General features: G+C 66.7%; 22 protein-coding genes. 17 read left to right on the top strand and 5 right to left on the bottom strand.

Going from position 1 to position 21,524, the window contains the following annotated elements:
• Positions 1-21: 21 nt before the first annotated feature.
• Positions 22-741 carry a VIT1/CCC1 transporter family protein gene (locus MELE44368_RS01795; protein ID WP_128106882.1) on the top strand — a complete coding sequence of 240 codons (720 nt, stop codon included), beginning with the start codon at positions 22-24 and terminating at the stop codon, positions 739-741.
• Complete coding sequence (locus tag MELE44368_RS01790) at positions 741-1,832, top strand: esterase-like activity of phytase family protein (protein ID WP_128106881.1); 1,092 nt, start codon at positions 741-743, stop codon at positions 1,830-1,832. The genes MELE44368_RS01795 and MELE44368_RS01790 overlap by 1 nt, the downstream gene beginning before the upstream one ends.
• 100 nt (positions 1,833-1,932) lie before the next feature.
• On the opposite strand, the gene MELE44368_RS01785 is transcribed toward MELE44368_RS01790, so the two are convergent.
• Positions 1,933-2,358: a MarR family winged helix-turn-helix transcriptional regulator gene (locus MELE44368_RS01785; protein WP_128106880.1), complete on the bottom strand. Its 426-nt coding sequence runs from the start codon at positions 2,356-2,358 to the stop codon at positions 1,933-1,935.
• Positions 2,359-2,466: 108 nt separating this feature from the next.
• Here MELE44368_RS01785 and MELE44368_RS01780 point away from each other — a divergent pair, with 108 nt between their 5' ends.
• The 5 genes from MELE44368_RS01780 to MELE44368_RS01760 are packed head-to-tail and all read left to right on the top strand — an operon-like array spanning position 2,467 to position 9,120.
• Positions 2,467-4,512, top strand: coding sequence for an ATP-binding cassette domain-containing protein (locus MELE44368_RS01780; protein ID WP_128106879.1), 2,046 nt, complete (start codon positions 2,467-2,469; stop codon positions 4,510-4,512).
• Complete coding sequence (locus MELE44368_RS01775) at positions 4,509-5,345, top strand: CbiQ family ECF transporter T component (RefSeq protein ID WP_128106878.1); 837 nt, start codon at positions 4,509-4,511, stop codon at positions 5,343-5,345. The genes MELE44368_RS01780 and MELE44368_RS01775 overlap by 4 nt, the downstream gene beginning before the upstream one ends.
• Positions 5,346-5,369: 24 nt before the next feature.
• Positions 5,370-6,887: a TldD/PmbA family protein gene (locus tag MELE44368_RS01770; RefSeq protein ID WP_128106877.1), complete on the top strand. Its 1,518-nt coding sequence runs from the start codon at positions 5,370-5,372 to the stop codon at positions 6,885-6,887.
• A 3-nt stretch (positions 6,888-6,890) separates the two neighbouring features.
• A complete protein-coding gene (locus tag MELE44368_RS01765) occupies positions 6,891-8,267 on the top strand; it encodes a TldD/PmbA family protein (protein WP_128106876.1) in 1,377 nt (458 codons plus the stop codon).
• A 7-nt stretch (positions 8,268-8,274) separates the two neighbouring features.
• Complete coding sequence (locus MELE44368_RS01760) at positions 8,275-9,120, top strand: carboxymuconolactone decarboxylase family protein (protein ID WP_128106875.1); 846 nt, start codon at positions 8,275-8,277, stop codon at positions 9,118-9,120.
• 434 nt (positions 9,121-9,554) lie between these two features.
• Here the strand turns inward: MELE44368_RS01760 and MELE44368_RS01755 are convergent, their stop codons facing one another.
• The 3 genes from MELE44368_RS01755 to MELE44368_RS01750 form a co-directional block, all read right to left on the bottom strand.
• On the bottom strand, positions 9,555-10,070 hold the full coding sequence (locus MELE44368_RS01755) for a hypothetical protein (RefSeq protein ID WP_128106874.1): 516 nt from the start codon (positions 10,068-10,070) through the stop codon (positions 9,555-9,557).
• A gap of 285 nt (positions 10,071-10,355) precedes the next feature.
• Entirely contained in the window at positions 10,356-10,526 is a 171-nt protein-coding gene (locus MELE44368_RS26515) for a hypothetical protein (RefSeq protein WP_164890000.1), read from the bottom strand.
• Between the two features lie 456 nt (positions 10,527-10,982).
• Positions 10,983-11,183 carry a hypothetical protein gene (locus tag MELE44368_RS01750; protein WP_128106873.1) on the bottom strand — a complete coding sequence of 67 codons (201 nt, stop codon included), beginning with the start codon at positions 11,181-11,183 and terminating at the stop codon, positions 10,983-10,985.
• A 241-nt stretch (positions 11,184-11,424) separates the two neighbouring features.
• On the opposite strand from MELE44368_RS01750, the gene MELE44368_RS01745 reads away from it, so the two are divergent.
• The 3 genes from MELE44368_RS01745 to MELE44368_RS01735 all read left to right on the top strand — a co-directional run bounded on the left by MELE44368_RS01745 (position 11,425) and on the right by MELE44368_RS01735 (position 13,096).
• Positions 11,425-11,859 (top strand): CBS domain-containing protein, encoded by a 435-nt coding sequence (locus MELE44368_RS01745; protein WP_128106872.1) that lies wholly within the window; start codon positions 11,425-11,427, stop codon positions 11,857-11,859.
• 24 nt (positions 11,860-11,883) lie between these two features.
• A complete protein-coding gene (locus MELE44368_RS01740; RefSeq protein ID WP_128106871.1) occupies positions 11,884-12,354 on the top strand; it encodes a DUF5709 domain-containing protein in 471 nt (156 codons plus the stop codon).
• Positions 12,355-12,415: 61 nt separating this feature from the next.
• Positions 12,416-13,096, top strand: a complete 681-nt coding sequence (locus MELE44368_RS01735) for an Rv1733c family protein (RefSeq protein WP_241566434.1) — start codon at positions 12,416-12,418, stop codon at positions 13,094-13,096.
• 27 nt (positions 13,097-13,123) lie between these two features.
• On the opposite strand, the gene MELE44368_RS01730 is transcribed toward MELE44368_RS01735, so the two are convergent.
• Positions 13,124-14,332: a patatin-like phospholipase family protein gene (locus tag MELE44368_RS01730; protein ID WP_128106870.1), complete on the bottom strand. Its 1,209-nt coding sequence runs from the start codon at positions 14,330-14,332 to the stop codon at positions 13,124-13,126.
• A gap of 302 nt (positions 14,333-14,634) precedes the next feature.
• Between MELE44368_RS01730 and MELE44368_RS01725 the strand changes: the two genes are divergently transcribed.
• From MELE44368_RS01725 to MELE44368_RS01695, 7 genes are all read left to right on the top strand, one after another.
• Positions 14,635-14,967, top strand: a complete 333-nt coding sequence (locus MELE44368_RS01725; protein ID WP_164889999.1) for a DUF4193 family protein — start codon at positions 14,635-14,637, stop codon at positions 14,965-14,967.
• A gap of 127 nt (positions 14,968-15,094) precedes the next feature.
• A complete protein-coding gene (locus MELE44368_RS01720) occupies positions 15,095-16,504 on the top strand; it encodes a phosphoribosyltransferase family protein (protein WP_241566433.1) in 1,410 nt (469 codons plus the stop codon).
• Between the two features lie 17 nt (positions 16,505-16,521).
• A complete protein-coding gene (locus tag MELE44368_RS01715; RefSeq protein WP_128106868.1) occupies positions 16,522-16,944 on the top strand; it encodes an archease in 423 nt (140 codons plus the stop codon).
• Entirely contained in the window at positions 16,941-18,380 is a 1,440-nt protein-coding gene (locus MELE44368_RS01710; RefSeq protein ID WP_277749985.1) for an RtcB family protein, read from the top strand. Before MELE44368_RS01715 ends, MELE44368_RS01710 begins: the two co-directional genes overlap by 4 nt.
• Positions 18,381-18,740: 360 nt before the next feature.
• On the top strand, positions 18,741-19,778 hold the full coding sequence (gene rtcA / locus MELE44368_RS01705) for an RNA 3'-terminal phosphate cyclase (RefSeq protein ID WP_128106867.1): 1,038 nt from the start codon (positions 18,741-18,743) through the stop codon (positions 19,776-19,778).
• 210 nt (positions 19,779-19,988) lie between these two features.
• On the top strand, positions 19,989-20,252 hold the full coding sequence (locus MELE44368_RS01700) for a metallothionein (RefSeq protein WP_128106866.1): 264 nt from the start codon (positions 19,989-19,991) through the stop codon (positions 20,250-20,252).
• Complete coding sequence (locus tag MELE44368_RS01695) at positions 20,249-21,202, top strand: ribose-phosphate diphosphokinase (RefSeq protein WP_206613640.1); 954 nt, start codon at positions 20,249-20,251, stop codon at positions 21,200-21,202. The genes MELE44368_RS01700 and MELE44368_RS01695 overlap by 4 nt, the downstream gene beginning before the upstream one ends.
• Positions 21,203-21,524 lie beyond the last annotated feature (322 nt).

Genomic DNA, 21,524 nt, shown 5'->3' with positions numbered 1-21,524 from the left:
GGGACATGAAAGGGTGCGGGCATGCCTAAGTGGTTGGCGCCCACCGGAGTGCCGCATGTGACGACTCACGAGCATGCCGACGTGAGCGGCGGCTGGTTGCGTGCCGCGACGTTCGGTGCCATGGACGGCCTCGTCAGCAACACCGCGTTGATCGCCGGTGTCGCCGCCGCCGCCGATGCGCCGACCGTGGTGATCAGCGGTATCGCCGGGCTGCTGGCCGGCGCCTTCTCGATGGCCATGGGTGAGTACACATCGGTGACCACCGCCAACGAGCAGATCGAGTCTGAGGTCCTCGTCGAGCGGCGCTCCTTCCGCAAGGACCCGAAAGCCGAGAAGGCGGAACTCGTGGCCATGCTGATGGAGATGGGCATGACGCGCGAAACCGCGGCGAAGGCCACCGAGGAGGTGCACCGCGACGAGAACCGCGCGTTGAACTTCCACTTGGTGCAGGAACTGGGGGTTGATCCCGAGGAGAAGCCGTCACCGTGGGTGGCGGCCGGCTCGTCGTTCGTGATGTTCGCGATCGGTGCGATCATTCCGCTGATCCCGTACCTGCTCGGCTACGAGTCGCTGTGGGTCGGGCTGGCGTGCGGCGGCCTGGGACTGCTCATCGCCGGCGCGATGGCTGCCCGGATCACCCGCAGACCATTGTGGTTCGGGGCGTTGCGGCTGTTGGCGTTCGGCACCGTCGCGATCACGGCGACCTACTTGGTCGGAACGCTGTTCGATACGACGGTGTAGTGCGCGCGCTTCGCCTGATCGGGCTCGCTTGCGCTGTGCTGCTCGCCGCGTGCGGCGTCTCGGAAACCGCCATCGACGACCGGCCGCGGTATCTGGGCCAGCTCAAGCTACACGACGGCGCGACTTTCGACGGCACGATGATCGGCGGGCTGTCCGGCGTGAGCTACGACCCCGACCGCGACCTGTACTACATCATCAGCGACGACCGGTCGAACAAGAACCCGGCACGGTTCTATACGGCACGGATAACGCTGTCGGACAACGGAGTCGAAGCCGTCGACTTCGTCTCGACGCATCCGTTGCGCAACGACGACGGCAAGCCGTTCGCGCCGCTGGACACCGACACCCGGCCGCCGGTGGTGCCGCCGGACCCCGAGGGCATCGCCTTTGACGTCGGCCGCCAGCGGTTGTACTGGTCCAGCGAGGGCGAACGGAAGGGCGACGCGCTGCTCGACCCGTCGGTGCGGATCGCCGACCTCGACGGCAACTATCTCGGCGAGTTCGCCCTGCCGCCGATGCTCCACATGTCCAGCGAAGAAACCGGGCCCCGGCGCAACCGCGGGTTGGAGGGGCTCACGCTTTCTCCCGACGGCCGCTACCTGTGGGCGGCGATGGAGGGGCCGCGCTACGAGGACGGCGAGTTACCCACCGAAACCGACGGCGCGCTGGTCCGGATCACCAAGTTCGATGTCGAAAGCCTCTCCGCCACAGCGCAGTACGCCTATCCGGTCGACGAGCTCAGAGCTGGGCCGCGTGGTGACAACGGGGTCTCCGAGCTGGTGGCCCTCGACGACGGCGAGTTCCTGGTACTGGAACGCGGATACGGCACGCACGTTCAGGCGCGCCTCTACCGCGCCAGCGTGGGTGACGCCGAGGACGTGCTGGCCCGGCCGTCGTTGCGCGGCGCATCGCTGCGGACCATGACCAAGACCCCGCTCGTCGACCTGACCGACGTCGTGGACCCGCTGGACAACGTGGAGGGCGCCACGCTGGGCCCCACGCTGCCCGACGGACGCCAGTCGCTGGTCCTGGTCAGCGACGACAACTTCTCCGCCGACCAGTTCACCCAGTTTCTCGCGTTCGCACTCTGACCGACGGGGCCCTGGGCATCGAACGTGAGCTTGTGTTCGAGATTTCGGCGAAACTTCGAACACAAGCCCACGTTCGCGGTTACTTGACGATGGCGCGCGGCTAAGGCGAGGCGGCGTCTTCGAGGAGACGCCGCAGAACCACAACGGCATCGCCGAGGGTCTTGCGATCGGCGTCGTCGAGACGTTCCAGGTACGGGTCGATGGCGGCACGGCGATCCGCCCGGACCTGGCGCAAGGTCTCCACGCCTTTGGGTGTGATCCGGATCAGCACGGCGCGCCCGTCCTCGGGGTCGATGGTGCGCGACACCAGGCCGGCGTCTTCGAGCCGGCGCACCTGGTTCGTCATCGTCGGCTGCGAGCAGTGGTCGAGCGCGGCCAGATCCGAGATGCGGGCCTCACCGCAATCTTCGATCGTGGACAGCAGCCGCGCCTGGGCGTATCCGAGCGGCATCCGCGCCCGCTGCGAGGCCAGCCGGTTGATCCGGGCAACGACGGCCAACAGGTCGGCTCCTAGTGTCGACGACATGCCGTCCATATTACATAGCTTTCCTATATGGTCTCGATTTCGGGGCGATGTCGCCGGCCACAACTGCGCTGATGGAGCTTCTCGCGGTCCGACTGGCAGAATCGTGCAATGACCATTACCGAGGAATCGAGGCCGTCTCGACGGACCGGTTCCTTGCGTCCCGGCGAACTCGCGCAGGCCTCGGTGATGGCGGCGCTGACGGCGGCCACCGCGATCATCGCCGTCGTCGTCCCGTTCGCGGCCGGGCTGGCGCTGCTGGGCACCGTGCCGATGGGTCTGCTGGCCTACCGTTACCGGCTGCGGGTGCTGATCACCGCCACCGTGGCCGGCGGCATCATCGCGTTTCTCATCGCCGGCCTCGGCGGCTTCATGACCGTCTTCAACTGCGCCTACATCGGCGGGCTCACCGGCACCGTCAAGCGCCGCGGCCGCGGCACCCCGACCGTGGTGGTGGTCGCGCTCATCGCGGGCGCGGCGTTCGGCGCGGCCACGGTGGTCGCCCTGGCCATCCTGGCGCGGCTGCGCACCCTGATCTTCGACACGGTCACCGCCAACGTCGAAGGCGTCGCCGCGATCATCGCCCGCATCCCGGACATGCAGGGCGTCGCCGACCAACTCAAGCGCGACTTCGCGACGGCGTTGGACTACTGGCCGTTCCTGTTCTTCGGCAGCGGCGTGCTGTCCATCACGGTGATCAGCCTGCTGGGCTGGTGGGCGCTTTCGCGGGTGATGTCGCGGCTGTTCGGCATTCCCGATGTGCACAAGCTGGAGTCCTCCGCCGAGACCGGCGCCGTCGCACCGGTGCCTGCCCGACTCCGCGACGTCCGGTTCCGCTATCCCAACGCCGACGTCGACGCGCTCGGTCCCGTGTCCCTGACCGTCGAACCCGGTGAGTACCTTGCCGTCACCGGCGCCAACGGGTCCGGTAAGACAACGCTGATGCTGGTGCTGGCCGGGCGCGAACCCACCTCGGGCACCGTCGAACGGCCCGGCGCCGTGGGCCTCGGCCGGATCGGCGGCACCGCCGTGATCATGCAGCATCCCGAGAGCCAGGTGCTGGGCACCCGGGTCGCCGACGACGTCGTCTGGGGTTTGCCGCCGGGCAAGACCATCGACGTGCAGCAGTTGCTCGCCGAGGTCGGCCTCGACGGGTTGGCCGAGCGCGACACCGGCGGGCTCTCCGGCGGTGAGCTACAGCGCCTGGCCGTGGCGGCCGCGCTGGCCCGCGAACCCTCGCTGCTGATCGCCGACGAGGTCACCAGCATGGTCGACCAGCAGGGCCGCGAATCATTGGTGTCGGTGCTGTCGGGGTTGACCAAACGCCACCGCATGTCGCTGGTGCACATCACCCACTACAACACCGAGGCCGACAACGCGGACCGGACCATCGACCTCACCGGAAACGGCGCGGCCGACAACACCGAGATGGTGGATACGACGGCGGCGCCTGCCGCGACCGTGCTGCCGGGCCACCACTCCGAAACCCCGGTGCTCGAACTCATCGACGTCGGACACGAGTACGGCAGCGGAACCCCTTGGGCGACCACCGCATTGCGCGACATCAACTTCACCGTGCACGAGGGCGACGGCGTGCTGATCCACGGGCTCAACGGGTCCGGCAAGTCCACACTGGCCTGGATCATGGCCGGCCTGACCATCCCGACGGTCGGCGAGTGCCTGCTCGACGGCGCGCCGGCCTCCGAGCGGGTCGGTGCCGTCGCGCTGTCCTTCCAAGCCGCGCGCCTGCAGTTGATGCGCAGCCACGTCGGTCACGAGATCGCCTCGGCGGCGGGGTTTCCCCCCGACGACCACGCCAGGGTGGCCGAAGCGTTGACCACGGTGGGCCTGGATCCAGCGCTGGCCAAGCGGCGCATCGACCAGCTCAGCGGCGGGCAGATGCGCCGCGTGGTGCTCGCCGGACTGCTGGCCCGCTCACCGCGGGCGCTCATCCTCGACGAACCGCTGGCCGGCCTCGACGCCGCCAGCCAGCGCGGTCTGCTGCGGCTGCTGGAGGATCTGCGGCGCACCGCCGGCCTGACCGTCGTCGTGATCTCGCATGACTTCACCGGCCTGGAAGAGCTCTGCCCACGCACGCTGCACCTGGAAGGCGGCGCGCTGGTCACGGCGCCCTCGGCGGCGGGAGGCATGTCATGACGGCCCCCGCCACCCGGCGCCAGCCCAAGCCGGTCGTGCTGCTGCGGCCCGTGCCGGGCGACAGCGCCATCCACCAGCTGTGGGCCGGAACGAAACTGGCGATCGTCGCCGGCATCGGCGTCCTGCTCACCTTCTATCCGGGCTGGGTGCCGATCGGTGCGGTGGCCGTGCTCGTCGTGACGGCCGCGCGGCTGGCGCGCATTCCGCGCGGGGTGCTGCCGACGGTTCCGGGCTGGCTGTGGGTGCTGTTGACGTTCGGCGGGGTCACCGCGGCCTTCGCCGGTGGCAGCCCGATCATCGACTTGGGCTCAGTCGAACTCGGACTCGGCGGGCTGCTCAACTTCCTGCGCATCACCGCGCTGTCGATCGTGCTGCTGGGTCTGGGGGTGATGGTGTCGTGGACGACCAACGTCGCCGAGATCGCCCCGGCTGTCGCCGCATTGGGGCGGCCGCTGCGCGTGCTGCGCATCCCCGTCGACGAATGGGCGGTCGCGCTGACGTTGGCGCTGCGCGCCTTCCCGATGCTCATCGACGAGTTCCGGGTGCTCTACGCGGCGCGCCGGCTGCGTCCCAAACAGCGGCCGCAGACCCGACGCGGACGCCACCGCCGCTGGTGGCTGGAGGCCATCGACCTGCTCGCGGCGGCGATCATCGTCGCACTGCGGCGGGCCGACGAGATGGGCGACGCGATCACCGCGCGTGGCGGCGCGGGCCAGATCTCGGCGGCGCCGTCGCGGCCCAAACGTGCTGACTGGGTGGCGTTCTCGGTCGTCGCCCTGGTGTGCGGCGCGGCGCTGGCGCTGGAGCTGACGGTGGCGGGCACCAGCGCGTAGGGCCCGCCCACTAAGTTGGTGGGCGTGACAGCGAGCCGACGCGTCGACGCCGACTTTCTCGAGCTGCCGCGCCATGCCATCGCCGATGCGGCGTTGTCCGCGGCCGTGGCCGCCGGGGCCAGCCACGCCGATCTCCGCATTCACGCGATCACCACCGAGTACGTGCAGATGCGCGACGGCGAGCTGGAGACCGCCGTCGTCAACCGCGAGATCGGCCTGGCGGTGCGGGTGATCGTCGACGGCACCTGGGGGTTCGCCTCGCACGCCGAGCTCAGCGCCGACGTCGCGGCCGACACCGCGCGGCGCGCCGTTGGGGTGGCGACAACGCTGGCCCCGCTCAACGCCGAGCGCATCGAACTGGCCGCCGAGCCGGTGTATGCCGACGTCACCTGGGTGTCGAATTACCGGATCGACCCGTTCACCGTGGCGTCGGCGGACAAGCTCGCCGTGCTGGGCGAGCACTCCGGACGACTGCTGGCCGCCGACGGCGTCGATCACGTGTCGGCCGGGGTGAGTGCGGTCAAGGAGCAGACGTTCTACGCCGACACCTTCGGCTCGTCGATCACCCAGCAGCGGGTGCGGGTGCTGCCGATGCTGGAGGCGGTGACGGTCGACGCCGCCGCGGGCACGTTCGAGACGATGCGCTCGCTGTGCCCGCCGTCCGCGCGCGGCTGGGAGGTCCTGGCCGGTGACGAGGTGTGGAACTGGTCGGACGAGCTGGCCGAGCTGCCCACATTGCTCGCGGAGAAAGTCAAGGCGCCCAGCGTGACGGCGGGCCCGACGGATCTGGTGATCGATCCGACCAACCTGTGGTTGACGATCCATGAATCGGTCGGGCACGCAACAGAATACGACCGCGCGATCGGCTACGAGGCCGCATACGCGGGCACGTCGTTCGCCACACCGGACAAGCTGGGCACCATGCGTTACGGTTCCCCGATGATGAACGTGACCGCCGACCGCACCGTCGAATACGGCTTGGCCACCGTCGGTTACGACGACGAGGGCGTACGCGCACAGAGCTGGGATCTGGTGCGCGACGGCATCTTCGTGGGCTATCAACTCGACCGGGTGTTCGCGCCGCGACTGGGTGTGGCGCGTTCCAACGGCTGCTCCTATGCCGATTCCCCGCACCACGTACCGATCCAGCGGATGGCCAACGTGTCGCTGCAGCCGGCGGCCGAGGATGTCAGCACCGAGGACCTGATCGGCCGGGTGGACGACGGCATTTACATCGTGGGCGACAAGAGCTGGTCAATCGACATGCAGCGCTACAACTTCCAGTTCACCGGTCAGCGGTTCTTCCGGATTCGTGGTGGCCGGCTGGACGGTCAGGTGCGTGACGTGGCGTACCAGTCGACCACGACGGACTTCTGGGGCTCGCTGGAGGCGGTCGGGGGTCCGTCGACGTGGCGCCTCGGCGGGGCGTTCAACTGCGGCAAGGCCCAACCGGGGCAGGTGGCGCCGGTCAGCCACGGCAGCCCGTCGGCGTTGTTCCGCGGCATCAACGTGCTCAACACGCGTGACGAGGCGGGGCGGTAGACGATGATCGGCGCACAGCAGGTCATCGACCGCGCGCTGGCCGAGGCGGCTCGGCTGGGCAAGGCCGACGAGACGATCGTGTTGGTCACCGACCGGGCCGACGCGTCGCTGCGCTGGGCGGGCAACTCGATGACCACCAACGGCGAGTCGACCAGCCGCAGTACCACCGTGATATCGATTGTGCGCCAAGGCAAGAAGGCGCGTGTGGGATCGGTGCGGTCCAGCGAGGTGGATCCCGGCGTCATCGCGGGTCTGGTGGCCGCATCGCAGGAGGCGGCCGCGTCGGCGCCCGAGGCGCGCGACAGCGCTGAGCCGTTGGCGGCCACCGAGGCGCCGCAGGATTGGGACGCGCCGGTGCCCGGTACCGGCGCGCAGGTGTTCCTGCCGCTGGCGGAAACCCTTGCCGGTCGGGGGTTTCGCGGCCAGAACCGGCTGTACGGCTACGCCAGGCACATCATGGAGACGACGTTCGTCGCGACGTCGAATGGGTTGCGACGGCGCTACACCCAGCCCACGGGTTCGGTGGAGATCAACGCCAAGCGAAACGGCGCGAGCGCGTGGGTCGGGGTCAGTACACCGGACTTCACCGATGTGCCAACGGATTCGATGCTCGATGAGCTGTCGGTGAGACTGGACTGGGCGCGGCGGTCGGTGGAATTGCCCGCGGGACGCTATGAGACGATTCTGCCGCCGTCGACGGTGGCCGATCTGATGATCTATCTGACCTGGACGATGGACGGGCGCGGTGCCCAGGAGGGCCGGACCGCGCTGTCGGCGCCCGGCGGCGGCACACGGGTGGGGGAGAAGCTCACCGATCTGCCGTTGACGCTGTACTCCGATCCGCACGCGGCGGGGCTGGAGTGCACCCCGTTTGTGGCGACCGCGACGTCGTCGGAGCGGATTTCGGTGTTCGACAACGGGATGGACATCGGCCGGGTGGACTGGATCCGCGACGGCGTGATCGAGACGTTGGCGTACCCGCGGGCGGCCGCCGCGGAATTCGGTGCGCCGGTGGCGGTGCCGGCCGACAACCTGCTGATGACGGGGGGCACGGCGAGCCTGGCCGACATGATCGCGAACACCGAACGCGGGTTGCTGCTGTCGACGCTGTGGTACATCCGCGAGGTCGACCCGGCGGTGCTGCTGCTCACGGGGCTCACCCGGGACGGGGTCTACCTCGTCGAGGACGGGGAGGTGACCGCGGGCGTCAACAACTTCCGGTTCAACGAGAGCCCGTTGGATCTGCTGCGCCGGACGACGGAGGCCGGGGTGAGCGAGGCCACGCTGCCGCGGGAGTGGGGCGACTGGGCGACCCGGGCGGCGATGCCGACGCTGCGGATCCCGGACTTTCACATGTCGTCGGTGAGCCAGGCGCAATAATCCTCAAATGGACACAGAGGGACTAGCCGACAGGTTGGCCGGGCTGGTGGCGATGTCATCGGGCGACCGGGGACTCGACACGCTGATGCGGTTGACGTGCGCCAGGGCATTGGGGTTACCGCCGCTGCCGGTGGAGGCCGATCCTGTGGACGGGCCCGCCGAGCGTGACTCGGTGGTGGCGGCGTTCACCGAGCAGTTCGCGGTCGATGTGTCCGAAATCGGTGACACGCAGCGGACGCAGCTTTGGTCAGCGTTGGGCGACAACGCGTTTCGCACGGTGGTGGCGATCTTCATCGCCGACTTCATCCCGCGGGTGTGGGCGGGGTGTGAGGCGTTGGGGCTGGGCAGGCCGGGCGCACGCGAGGTCGTGGGCTGGGACCACGACAGCGATCCGATTGATGCGCTGCTGAACGGGTTCGTGCCGGCGGTGGCGCGGCTACGGGGTCTTGACCCGGTGACGACGGAGGTCGTGCGGTTGCGCGGGGCGACGCAGCACAACTGCCGGCTGTGCAAGTCGCTGCGGGAGAGCACGGCGCTGGACGCGGGCGGCTCGGAGGAGATGTACCGCCAGATCGAGCGGTACGAATCGGCCGAGGGGCTCACGGAGGCGCAGAAGGCGGCGCTGGGATACGTCGACGCGCTGATCTGGTCGCCGTCGCGGATATCGGCGGAGGTGGCCGGCGGTGTGCGCAAACATTTCTCCGATGAGCAGGCGTTTGAACTGACGTTGGACGTCATGCGCAACGCCGCCAACAAGATCGCGGTGTCGCTGGGCGCCGACGCACCGCGGGTGACTGAGGGCACCGAGCAGTACCTGGTCGACGCCGACGGGCAGACGGTGTACGCGAGCTAAAGGGGCGGGCGTCTCGGGGTGCCAGTGACGATTGCCAAGCTCTGAGCGAATAATTCGCTCGATCGAGCCGGCCGGGGGTGGACGGCCGTGTGTCACCGCAGGCATATGCGGACGATGCCCAGATTAGGGCACACCACGTGCAAGTTAACTTTCAGACCGCTTCCAGGATATTGACCGGATTGCGGGCCAACCCGATCGACTTCCACCATTACGGCGATGCCTTCTTCAAGACGTCGTTATGAGCCCGGTGAAACCTGGTCGATCAGCCTGATGCGGCCCCAGAGCCGGATGACAGTGCTTATGCCTATTACCGATACCTTGATCGGTCCTGACGATCCGGTTGACCGGCGGACCGTCTCATAACGGCTCGAACAAGGTCGCCGCAACAAAATCGTTGCGACGAAGTCGTGAGGCTTCTCAACATCGACGTTCCGTCATTCGAGGGCTCGTCCGAGCCGGCTCCATCTAGTCGCACCTTGGGTGCGACGCTCACCCATCTCACGCGGCGACGGAGCTGCGATCGACACTCGCTCTAGAACGAATGCAGTGATGCCGAGCGCAATTAGGATGAGCCCCACGGCACAGGCGAGAAGAAGCCCGAATCCGACGGTGTAGAAGCCTGACACGGAAACCTCACCCATCATCGATTCGAGATTTATCAGATTGCCCAAGAACACGAGAAACCCGACTCCAGCCGCTAGGACGACGACAACTGAGGCCAAGCTGCGCAGGGCGGTCCACAGGTACATCCAGCCAGCTACGGCATTGATCAGACCGACGATTGCTGCCCACGCTCCGGGGCTTTGAACGGAGGGTTCAACCCCGAGCTTGACGTAGATGGATTTCAGGACATCCTGCCCGTCGTTGATGTTGTATCCAGAGACGGTCACCTGTCCAAAGCCAGATACCGCAAGGGCGTAACCGGACACCGTGGTGCGCCCCCACTCCAAGAAAGCAGAAACTATCAAGGCTGCTCCGGCACATACGATTGCTACTCCCGCAACCCACCGATAGCTCCCGCGCCGCACGCGCTTTGGGCTCGTGTCCTTGATTGCCCGTAGCCATCCGACAAACTCGGGCGTTTCCCGCTTAATCGGTGGCGGGTCCGTGTCCCAGGACAATTGCACGCGGCGCTTACGGCCCGCCCGGTCGCTACGCTTCGTCTTCGAACCACATTGTTCAGGTCCTGGACGGTCTGTGGTTGAACCAGGCTTTGGCCGTTCGGCGCGAGGAACCTACCCGGATACAGTGGTTCCGCTCCGTTTCACCGGCTTGGCTGTGGATTTTTTCCGTGCCCTGCGGATCTCGGGAATCTTGATCATCAAGAGCCATACCAGTGTGACAACCGCGCCCGCGAATGCGAAGGCTCCTGCGATGGTTACGAGGATGCCGAGCAGACCGTCCATGAGATTCCCTCCATCAGTGACCAGAATATTGGAGGGCGGAACCTGGTAGATCGGAACCCCGAAAATTCCTCGCTAACTTTAGGTTTCGCGAGTATCCAGCCCGGTATACAGCTTAAATCGATCTGAATTTCCGAACGCACCAGTTAATTGCGCAACCGATGCCGATTGCATCGCCGTAGTAGTGGAGAAAGTAGGGCCGCTATTTCTGAAAGCACTTACTAGTTCGCTGGAGCAGATTCCGCGGCGTTCGCTTCGCGAGACCAGTTGTAGATCAAATCGGCTAATTCCGTACGAAGACCGAGGAGAAATCAGCGTGGCTAGGAGCTGAATGGTCGGTCGCGCAAGATTGGTCACGACGTGACGGTGGGCAAAGATAGTATGGGAGTTTCTTGGGGCGGCAGCTCAGCTCGTTAGAGCCGCGGACTCATGATCCCGAGGTGCTCGTTATTGCACTCCTCAATCGCTGAATTCGACTCCGCCGGGAGGGTGGTTCACCGCCGTCACCTTGACCCACGTCCCAGCCGGGTAATAGACGACCTTCGCGGTTTCGGCTTCGCGGACTCCAAGGACACCGGCCACGATGGCGAACGAGTCGTTGTCGGTGAATGGCAGCTCGTGCGTACCTCCGCGAGTGGGCACTTCCACTGTGAATGACATAGACCGAGTGTTGCACCGATAGCCCGCCCAAGCAGGAGTTGCTGCATTCTGCGGCCGGGGCGACGGTGCAACCGCTACACGGTGCCCGTGCGGGCCGTGGTGCAGTGCAGTACATCTCGTGGGGTCAAATGTCGCTCGGTTTTTGGGCCAAAGGACCCTGGCCGGGTGTGGTCGAGGCAATTGAGTATCGAGCTATCAGGAGTCGGACCATCCGGGTTCCGGTCGATTTGAGGAGGACATCATGACCACCGTCCGCGAGATCATGCACACCGGGGCTACCTGTGTGGACGAGCATGAGACGTTGACCGCCGCCGCCCAGAAGATGCGCGATCAGGGTATCGGTGCGTTGCCGATCTGCGGAGACGACGAGCGCCTGAAGGGCATGCTCACCGACCGCGACATCGTCGTCAGGGGCATCGCCGCCGGGCGCGATCCCAACACGACCACCGTCGGCGAGCTGGCCCAGGGCTATATCTACCGCGTCGACGCCGACGCCAGTGTCGAGGAGATGCTCAACATCATGGAAGAGCACCAGGTCCGACGGCTGGCCGTGATGGACGATGACCGCTTGGTCGGCATCGTCAGCGAGGCCGACGTGGCGCGGCACCTGCCCGAACACATGGTCGCGCAGTACGCCAAGTCGATCTGTGCCCCGTTGGCCATCACCAGCCACTGACCCTTTGACAACGCGACCAGCACCATGAGCACTTCATATGAGAACGATCCGGCGGCGGGCGAGAACGGCGTGGACGCAGAGAACCAGTTGCAGCCGCTGGACACGCTGATCAATCAGGAGGTCGACGACATCCTCGATGTGGGGTATTCGCCCCCAGAGCGGAAGTCGGGGTATGACCCACTTCGCCCCCCGGCGAGTATGGATCAGCTGCTCGCGCAGGAGGAACCAGATCCGGCATCACGGATCAACGTCCCGCTCGACGAAGCCGAGCGACGACGGGCCGAGGCTGCCCTGCTCGAAGTGGAATTTCCGCGGCGAGGCGAAGTCGGAAGCGAGCGCGCAGGACGACTTGTAGCGCCGGACCTGGGGGTTGGCGAAGACACCGAGCCAGAACTGGTGGCCGAGGACGTCGGCATCAGCGGCGGCGCGGCCACCGCGGAAGAAGCCGCCGTGCACATCCTCAAAGAGGAAACCGAGGGCGACAGCCGCGGTTGACAACCTCGCAATCGCGTTGGTGGCCGGGCTTGTGATATCAGCCCCTGCACATTAGGGACGCATGACCCTGCGAGTCGCCAACCGTCGGGTGATGATCACGATGTCGAGTCACGATCGCGAAGGACGCGAAGGAGTCCTGATGGAACCCTTGGCGGTGCGCTGGCCGCGGGGGCCAATCCGGTGGTTATTCAGCCGTAATCCGTTGGTGCGCGGGGTGGATCGCCTCGAGGCAGTCATTGTGCTGATCACCGCCTCGGTGGCTTTGATGGCCGTTCCGGTCGCGGGTGCGGTGGGCACCGCGGTCCACGATTCCCGCAGCCAGGTCTACGCCCAGCAGGCTCAGAGTCGGCACCCCTGGACCGCGACGGTGACCGGTGACGCGATCTCGGCCGATGAACTCGACATCACCGCCGGCATACCAGCGATGCCGCGCCAGACGATCACGGTGCCGGCCAGGTGGGTCGTCGACGGGTCAGAGCACCGCGGGATGGTCAATGCGGCACCCACAGTCGCACTTGGCGACCGCGTCGATATCTGGATCGACGACGACGGTCGTCTGGTGGGTGAGCCCGCGCCGCAGTCCCGTGCCCCAGCAGAGGCGGTGGCGGCCGCGCTCGGGGTCTGGTTAGGCATCACCGCTGGAGTCGCCGTCGTTGGGGCCTTCGCCAGGGTCGCGCTGAACCATGCCCGCGATGCCAGATGGCAATACGACATCGACAGCCTGCAGTGTCGGCGAGGGTGACCTCAGGCGCACCGCGGACGACGACTATTAATCGATGCGCCAGGGTATTTCGTCGGCCGGCAGACCCTCCAACAATGACTCCGCGTCACGCTGACCCAATTCGAGGGCCGCACGGATGAACTCCTGATCGAAGTATAGGTAACTGACCAGGTCACCTCGGCGCGGGCCATCGCCCCGGAAAGCGCGTGCCAGCACGCGGAATTCGAGTTGTCGAACCCTTACCATGGGGTCGGTCGAATACTCCGGCGCGTCGTCAAGGACATCAAGCGCTAACCGGCCCAACGTTTCTCGGTGCTCAGGACCGACGAACACATAGGGTATCTTCCTGCGCAGGCGGCCGCTCGCCGTAGCCATCAGCCCATCCTCGCTCAGCAACGAGTTGACCTTGCCCAGACCCAGGACGTCTTCGACCATCCGGTCGACGAAGGTGTTGGCGACCAACTCGGCTAGGAGGTCATCCACATCCGGCGCCACCCCACCGGGATGGGGTGTCGTTATGGTGTCCCGCAGCGGACCCGTAGCGGCGACGACCAGCGCATCCGCTTCCAGCGCAATTGCCGGCTTCAGCGGCGCGCTGAGCCTCAGCCCGCCGTCGAGATACCAGCCCGGCGTACCCGACGGTTTTCGGATCCGCACCGCCGGAAACAGGATCGGGATCGCACATGACGCGAGCACATGCTCGGGCTGAATCTGCGCGTCGATGTAGTCGAGTGGTCGTTCGTCGTCGCTGCACGGTACGGGTACGCCGTCGCGGCGCTCGACGAAGACGGCAGTGCGGTTGTCATCACCGGCGGTGGTCGAGATGGCCAGTGTGAGGCCATGGTCGGCGATATTGTCCCGCAACCTGGTCCAGTCGATGCCTTGTTGAATGTTGCGGCGCTGCGGCATGGTGTCGAGCAGATGAGGCAGCCTCACACCGGGTAGTCGCAGGATGCGTCCGGTCAAGCGGGCCGCCACGACCGGCGACGTGAGGATCGGCGATCGGTAAACTTCGGCTACCGACATGGCGCGCCAGTGCTCCACGACCCGCCGGGCCTGATCGACCGGCGACAAGTGGGCGCAGGCGGCGAGCAACGTCGCGGTGATCGCGCCCGCACCGGAACCCACATAAACCCTGGGTTCACAACCCCCCTCACGCAGCCGCTGCACGAGTATCGACAACGCACCGGCCTCATAGGCGCCGCGGGCCCCGGACCCCATCGCGACAATCGCGGCCCGTTCGCAGTGCCTCGGCATCAACGCCTCCCTTCTTCTGTCAGGGCGACGACGGCGACTCACCGCGCCCGCTGTGAGCGGAGAAGTCTCTCGCCATGCCAGCCGACATTAGAAGCCGGTCATAGCAGTCAGCAGAGTCTTAGGTCCCGAGTATTCACGGCGGCTTCCAAGGCGTTTCCTCGGCATTTCTCGGCATTCCAAGGAGTTACGAGTGATGACCGCCGATGGCCCGGATCGGGACCAACGACCCTATTGAGGCTCCGACATGTCGTGGTCTGATCGGCGACTACGCCCGCGGATCTCAGGCGGAAAGGAGGGGCACGATGGGTGCCACACGGACCCGGCGCAAGTCAGGGACGTTGCTCACAGATGCGACGGCCTCGCTGCCGATGGATAGCGGTGAGTCGATACTAGGTGAACTGTTACCCGGCCATGGGCGGGCAGCGACACGGTTCGTCGTCGACGAAACCGAGGAGCCCGACGCGGCGGGGCTGCTCGCTTTGGACAGCTCGGAGTTGATCGCCGACGACATGATCGTGCCGGTCATACCAAAACGAGCCGACGAGTTCACGTGCTCGACATGCTTCCTCATTCACCACATCAGCCGGTTGGCTACCTCGGCTGACGGTCAGTCGACCTGCGCTGAGTGCGCGTAGTGGAACCGGAAGCAGCCTGAAGGCCCGCTGAAGGCCTCTTTGAAGGCCTCTTTGAAGGCCTTGGTCCCGGGCCGATATGGCCATTGGACCCTTCTGCAGGCACGCGTCGGCACGGCAGACTCGCGCCATGACACGCATGGACGACCGTAACGACGCGCAGGGTCAACCGGCTCGCCGGCTGGCCTGGTTACGCGCTGATAACAGACCGTTTGAGGACCGTGTCGATGCCGGGCGTCAGCTGGCCACCCGCCTGGAATCCTTCCGGGGCCAGGACGTGGTCGTGCTGGGTCTGCCGCGAGGCGGAGTGCCGGTGGCCTTCGAAGTCGCCAAGAGGCTGCAGGCACCGCTGGATGTTCTGGTGGTGCGCAAGCTCGGGGTGCCGTATCAGCCCGAACTCGCGTTCGGCGCCATCGGCGAGGACGGCGTGCGGGTGATCAACAACGCTGTCGTAGAACAGACCCGGTTGAGCCAAGACGACATGGACGCGGTGGAACGCGCGGAGCGGCGCGAGTTGGAGCGGCGCTCGGAGAGGTTCCGCGGTGACCACGGCCGAATCTCACTCGGCGAGCGAGTGGCCATCATCGTCGACGACGGCGTGGCCACCGGTGCGACGGCGAAGGCGGCCTGCCAGGTCGCCCGCGCCGAGGGCGCCAGTCGGGTGGTGTTGGCGGTTCCGATCGGCCCAGACGATGTCGCCGAGAGGTTCGCCGACTACGCCGACGAGATTGTCTGCCTGCAGACCCCGCCGTTCTTCTACGCGGTCGGACAGGGGTACCGCAACTTCACCCAAACCTCCGACGAGGAGGTGATCGCGCTGCTCGACCGCGCCCGCGCCGACTTCGCGGGCCCGGCCGCAGCCAGTGTCGCCGGCAACCCGCGGCTCGGTGACGGGGAAGTGGAGGTGCGTGCCGGCGAGGTGACGGTGAGCGGACATCTGACGGTGCCCGAGCAGCCCATCGGGATCGTGGTCTTCGCCCACGGCAGCGGCAGCAGCCGCCACAGCCCCCGTAACCGTTACGTCGCCGAGGTGTTGAACCGCGCCGGGCTGGCTACCCTGCTGTTCGACCTGCTCACCCCGGCCGAGGAGTTGGACCGCGCCAATGTCTTCGACATCGAGTTGCTGGCCGAGCGACTCGTCGGCGTCACACAGTGGCTGGCCGACCAGCCCGGCACCGCGACGCTGCCGGTCGGCTACTTCGGAGCCAGCACCGGGGCGGGCGCAGCGCTGGTCGCCGCCGCCGATCCCCGGGTGCGGGTGGCCGCGGTGGTCTCCCGCGGCGGCCGACCCGATCTGGCAGGTCAGGCGCTGAGCAAGGTGCACGCGCCCACGCTGCTGATTGTGGGAGGACATGATCGTCTGGTCCTCGAACTGAATCGTCGCGCCCAAGCAGCGATCCCGGGACCCTGCAAGCTGGAGGTGATTCCCGGGGCCACCCACCTGTTCGAAGAACCGGGTGCTCTCGAACAGGTGGCGGTGTTGGCCCGCGACTGGTTCACCGACCACATAAGCCGAATGGTCGCGAGCGCCAATCCGTAGTGGAACGAAAAGTCAATATGCACAGCATATCTGGACATCGCGACGTCCCCCACACCGCGGACCTGCGAATCGAGGCGTGGGCGCCCACCCGCGACGAGTGCATCAGAGAGGCGGTGCTCGGTGCCGTCGAAAGTTTTCTGGACACCTCGGCGGCGTCCGCCCCGACGCGCACCCGTCGGTCCCGGCTCAACGGAGAGCGCGACGACGACTTGCTGGCCGCCGTGCTCGACGAGGTCATCTACCTGTTGGACACCGAAGGTGAGGTACCCGTCGACCTCAGCCTGCGCGACGTCGACGGCGGCGTCGAGGTCAGCTTCGCGATGGTGGACGCCAGTGACCTGCCTCAGCTGGGCGCCATCCCAAAGGCAGTGGCTCTCAACGATATCCGCCTGTCACGCGACCCGGATGGCTGGCGATGTCTGGTGACACTTGACGTGTGAGTGAGGTCGATAACGTGAAGATCATCGAAGAAACCCCGTACCGGTTCCGAATAGCAAAGGAAGGCGCCATGCGCGTGCCCGGGATCGTGTACGCGAGTAAAGCGCTGCTACCCGAGGAACGCGACGACATGGCGCTGACTCAGGTCGCCAACGTGGCCACGCTGCCTGGAATCGTCCGTGCTTCCTTCGCGATGCCCGACATTCACTGGGGATACGGGTTTCCGATCGGCGGGGTCGCGGCGACCGACATCGACGACGGCGGGGTGATTTCACCCGGCGGGGTCGGCTTTGACATCTCATGCGGGGTGCGGCTGCTGGTCAGTCCAGACCTCGACAGTACCCAGCTGCAGCCGCGCCTTCGCGCCGTGATGGACGGGCTTGACAATAGGATTCCACGCGGGTTGGGCCGAAAAGGGGTGTGGCCGCTACCAAATCGCGCAGCCCTGGAACGTGTGCTTGCCGGTGGCGCCCGGTATGCGGTGGGAAAGGGGCACGGTGTGCCAGAAGACCTGGAGCGCTGCGAAGACGGTGGCGTCCTCGAGGGTGCCGACGTGGCCGAGGTGAGCGCCCGAGCCATGGAGCGCGGCCTGGAACAGATCGGCAGCCTCGGCTCGGGCAACCACTTCCTGGAGGTCCAAGCGGTGGACCGCGTGTACGACGAGGCGACCGCCGCCCGCATGGGTCTGGCCGACGGCGCGGTGTGCGTGATGATCCACACCGGGTCGCGCGGGCTGGGCCACCAGATCTGCACCGATCATGTCCGGCGGATGGAAGCAGCGATGAAGCGCTACGGCATCACCGTGCCGGATCGCCAGTTGGCGTGTGTGCCGGTGCGCTCCCCCGAGGGGCAGGCCTACGTCGGAGCGATGAACGCGGCGGCCAACTACGGGCGCGCCAATCGGCAGCTGCTCACCGAGGTAACCCGTCGGGTGTTCGAGGCACACGCAGACACCTCGCTCCGGGTTGTCTACGACGTCTCACACAACCTCGCCAAGTTCGAGACCCATGACGTCGACGGAAAGCCGCGTAACCTGTGCGTGCATCGAAAGGGCGCAACCCGGTCCCTGCCGCCCGGCCATCCAGATCTTCCCGCCGATCTCGCCGACGTCGGCCAGCCGGTGCTGATCCCGGGCACGATGGGTACGGGCTCCTACGTGCTCGCCGGCGTGCCCGACAACCCCGCGTTCGATTCCGCCGCGCACGGTGCCGGCCGAGTGCAGAGTCGCCATGCAGCCGCCCGTGGTGAGGACGCTGACGTCCTGCGCAGCCGCCTCGAAAAGCACGGCGTGCTCGTACGGGGCCGCTCGCGTCGAGGGCTCGCCGAGGAGAAACCCGAGGCCTACAAGGACGTCGACGAGGTGATCGAGACCACCGAACAGGCCGGTCTGGCGCGCAAGGTCGCCCGGCTCATCCCGCTGGGAGTGGTGAAAGGCTGAGCGCGGACGGCTCGCCCTCGCGTCGACGGGGTGCCCGATGACCGGCTCGTCGTCACCTCGTAACCAGCCCGTCCGGTCACCACGACAAGCATGGCGGCCCATACGGGACTTCCGTCCCTACCCGTCGAACACACAGCCGCGAAGAATCGAACACGTAAGTCCCACAGCAACTCAACGACGGAAGATTATGGACGTCGCCGTCCCCGAACAGGCCGCCCTGGAGGAAAACGCATACCGGTGCAAGCCGCGAGCTGAGCCTGTTTCCCAGCGGCCCCGAAGCCAAGACAGCGGCTCCGGGGCCGCGCCATAACTTATGGAAAAAGCGCCCATGGGACGGAGGGAACATAGGGTGGAGCACTGGTGATCACCATTGACGGAGCGCAGATGTCGGGCAGCGGCACCATCGTCCGCTACGCGGTGGCCCAGGCGGCGCTGCACGGCAAGCCGGTCCGCATCATCAACGCCAGACAGAATCGGGACAAGCCGGGGTTGCGGCCTCAACACGTGGCGAGCGTGCACGCCTGCGCGCAGCTCTGCGGAGCAACGGTCGAGGGCGCCGACGTCGGCAGCCAAACGTTTGACTTCGTCCCCGGATCGGACATCCGCGGCGGGAGTTACACATGGGACATCGGCACCGCGGGCTCGGCCACCATGCTGGCGCTGAGCGTGCTGCCGGTGGCGTGCTTCGCGGCCACACCCGTTCGGGCCCGCATCACCGGGGGAGTGATTCAGGACTTTGCTCCATCGCCGTTTCACATGCAGCATGCGCTGGCCCCGATGATCCACGCGATGGGCGTGGAGATGGCCCTGCACGTCAGCCGCCCCGGGTACGTCCCGGGAGGTGGGGGCGTCGTCGAACTGACCGTGGCACCTCGGCCTGCCGGCCTCCAGGCGTTGACGTGCACCACGGCCGGCCAGGTCGACGATGTGCACGGCGTCGCCCTGTCCAGCCACCTGGCCGACCGACGCGTCAGCGAGCGCATGGCATCGGTGTGCGAGGCGAAGATTCAGGGCGCGGGCATGACGTGCACCATCGAGCGCGTCGACGACACCGGCGCACTGCATGCCGGTGCCTGCCTGGCGATTTGGGCGAAAAGCAGCACCGGAGGCCGGATCGGCGCCGACCGGGCCGGTCGGCGTGGCCGCACCTCCGAGCAGATCGGCCGCTACGTAGCGGACACGTTCCTCGAAGACGTCCGCAGTCGAGCGACGGTGGATCGTCACTTGGCAGATCAACTGGTGTTGTTCTGCGCATTGGCCCACGGAGAGTCGAGCTATGTCGTGCCGCGCACCACTGCACACCTTGAAACCAATCTCTGGCTCGTCTCCCAGTTCGGTGCACAGGTGGACATGGACGACAGACATGTGCGCATCCGAGGAGTCGGGCTGAGCCGGTGAGCCGGTCGCAGCATCGAGCGCGATGCACGATCGGCCAGTCCAACAACCAACGGCCATCGAAGATGGGGACTTCTGTCCCTACCGTCCGACCACAGAGCACCGGAAGATCCAAGTAAACCTGTTGGTCGCCAGCTGAACTCGCCGGAGATCGACGCTTGAGGTTCGTGATCGTCGCCGGGCCGGGTTCTGGTCGGCATTAGGAGGCATGCGATGGCAGTTTGTGACACCTGCGGCAACGACTACGACAAGACTTTCACCGTCACTCGAGCCGACGGCTACACCGCCACCTTCGACAGCATCGAGTGCGCGGCGGCCGGATTGGCACCGATATGCGACCGATGCGGGTGCCGCGTCCTGGGCCACGGAGTCGAGGTCGACGACAGCATCTACTGTGGTGCCCACTGCGCACGCGAATCCGGCAACCCTGGCGTCAACGACCGCTATCCCGCGTCGGCCGCTGTTGTACGGCCGTGAACACCGCGGCGCTGCGTGTCGTCTGCGGCAGCGCGAACCCAAGGCTCACCGCCTCAGTCATCGACCACCTCGGCGTCGAGTCTGACGGCTGCAAGGTGGAGCGGTTTCCCGACGGGGAACTGCGCCCGACGATCGACAACGTCTGTGGCGCCGACGTCTATGTCATCCAGTCCACGGCACCACCGGTCAACGAGCACATCGTTGAGCTGATGCTGCTGCTCGATGCGTGCCGGCGGTCTCACGCCGCGCGGGTGACCGCCGTGCTGCCGTACTTCGGCTATGCCCGCCAAGACCGGCGCACCGCCTCAGGTCAGGCGCTAGGCGTGTCGGTCGTCGCCGACGCGATCGCCAGGGCCGGAGCCGACCGGATGGTCGTCGTCGACCCGCACGGCGCCGCCCTAGAGGCGCAATGCCGTATCCCGGTCGAGAGCCTCTCCGCGGTCCCCACCCTCGCCGGGCGGCTGGTCAACGAGGTACCGGAGGGATCCGTGGTGGTCGCCCCTGACCTGGGGGCGGCCAAACTGGCCGAGCGGTACGCGGAGATTCTGCACGGCCCGGTCGCGGTGGTGCGCAAGCAACGCGAAGACGGTTCGACGGTCACCGCGCTGGACATCGCCGGAGACGTGAGCGGCCGCCCGGCCGTCGTCATCGACGACATGATTTCCACAGGCGGGACCATCGAAGCGGCGGTCGAGTTGCTGCGGAGGCGGGGCGCGACGCCGGACATCCTCGTCGCGGCCACCCACGGGCTTTTCGTTCACGACGCCGCTGGCCGCCTGCGTGATCTCGAACTGCGGCGGGTTGTCGTCGCCGACACCGTGGAACACGACGAGACCGACACCTTGGTCGAGGTGTGCTCGATCGCGCCCGTCCTGGCTGCGGCCATCGGGTGCATGTACGACGACAAACCTGTCGGTGCTGCGGTGACGCAAGTCCAGGGAACATCGTGAGCGAGGAGGCCATGGCACTCGGCAGATACATCTCCCCGATGGTGCAGGCCTACTGGGCTCGGGGGAAGTCGGCGGCACGTCGACGCGCTGATCTGGTCGCGGTCGCGAATATCGGTGGGGGTGGCTGGCGGTGTGCGGAAACATTTCTCCGAGGAGCAGGCGTTTGAGCTGACGGTGGACGCGAGCTAAGCGCCGCGGCACCGAGGTTCCTCTTTGGGGGCACTACGGACTCTTGCCAAGCTCTGAGCGAAAAATTCGCTCAATCGTGCCGAGGCGGGCTGGACGGCGATGCGGCGTCGCCGGCATGTGCGAACATGGTGCG

This window comes from Mycolicibacterium elephantis DSM 44368 (assembly GCF_004014805.1).
Classification (GTDB): domain Bacteria; phylum Actinomycetota; class Actinomycetes; order Mycobacteriales; family Mycobacteriaceae; genus Mycobacterium; species Mycobacterium elephantis.
Note: the sequence above shows the minus strand (reverse complement) of the source record. Positions and strands in the feature narration are given on the sequence as shown.

Excerpts from the sequence above, each read along its gene's own strand:
- MELE44368_RS01795 (WP_128106882.1), top strand. The coding sequence starts at position 22 with ATGCCTAAGTGGTTGGCGCCCACCGGAGTGCCGCATGTGACGACTCAC.
- MELE44368_RS01785 (WP_128106880.1), bottom strand. The coding sequence starts at position 2,358 with ATGTCGTCGACACTAGGAGCCGACCTGTTGGCCGTCGTTGCCCGGATC.
- MELE44368_RS01780 (WP_128106879.1), top strand. The coding sequence starts at position 2,467 with ATGACCATTACCGAGGAATCGAGGCCGTCTCGACGGACCGGTTCCTTG.
- MELE44368_RS01775 (WP_128106878.1), top strand. The coding sequence starts at position 4,509 with ATGACGGCCCCCGCCACCCGGCGCCAGCCCAAGCCGGTCGTGCTGCTG.
- MELE44368_RS01765 (WP_128106876.1), top strand. The coding sequence starts at position 6,891 with ATGATCGGCGCACAGCAGGTCATCGACCGCGCGCTGGCCGAGGCGGCT.
- MELE44368_RS01760 (WP_128106875.1), top strand. The coding sequence starts at position 8,275 with ATGGACACAGAGGGACTAGCCGACAGGTTGGCCGGGCTGGTGGCGATG.
- MELE44368_RS26515 (WP_164890000.1), bottom strand. The coding sequence starts at position 10,526 with ATGGACGGTCTGCTCGGCATCCTCGTAACCATCGCAGGAGCCTTCGCA.
- MELE44368_RS01750 (WP_128106873.1), bottom strand. The coding sequence starts at position 11,183 with ATGTCATTCACAGTGGAAGTGCCCACTCGCGGAGGTACGCACGAGCTG.
- MELE44368_RS01745 (WP_128106872.1), top strand. The coding sequence starts at position 11,425 with ATGACCACCGTCCGCGAGATCATGCACACCGGGGCTACCTGTGTGGAC.
- MELE44368_RS01740 (WP_128106871.1), top strand. The coding sequence starts at position 11,884 with ATGAGCACTTCATATGAGAACGATCCGGCGGCGGGCGAGAACGGCGTG.
- MELE44368_RS01735 (WP_241566434.1), top strand. The coding sequence starts at position 12,416 with ATGACCCTGCGAGTCGCCAACCGTCGGGTGATGATCACGATGTCGAGT.
- MELE44368_RS01730 (WP_128106870.1), bottom strand. The coding sequence starts at position 14,332 with ATGCCGAGGCACTGCGAACGGGCCGCGATTGTCGCGATGGGGTCCGGG.
- MELE44368_RS01725 (WP_164889999.1), top strand. The coding sequence starts at position 14,635 with ATGGGTGCCACACGGACCCGGCGCAAGTCAGGGACGTTGCTCACAGAT.
- MELE44368_RS01720 (WP_241566433.1), top strand. The coding sequence starts at position 15,095 with ATGACACGCATGGACGACCGTAACGACGCGCAGGGTCAACCGGCTCGC.
- MELE44368_RS01715 (WP_128106868.1), top strand. The coding sequence starts at position 16,522 with ATGCACAGCATATCTGGACATCGCGACGTCCCCCACACCGCGGACCTG.
- MELE44368_RS01700 (WP_128106866.1), top strand. The coding sequence starts at position 19,989 with ATGGCAGTTTGTGACACCTGCGGCAACGACTACGACAAGACTTTCACC.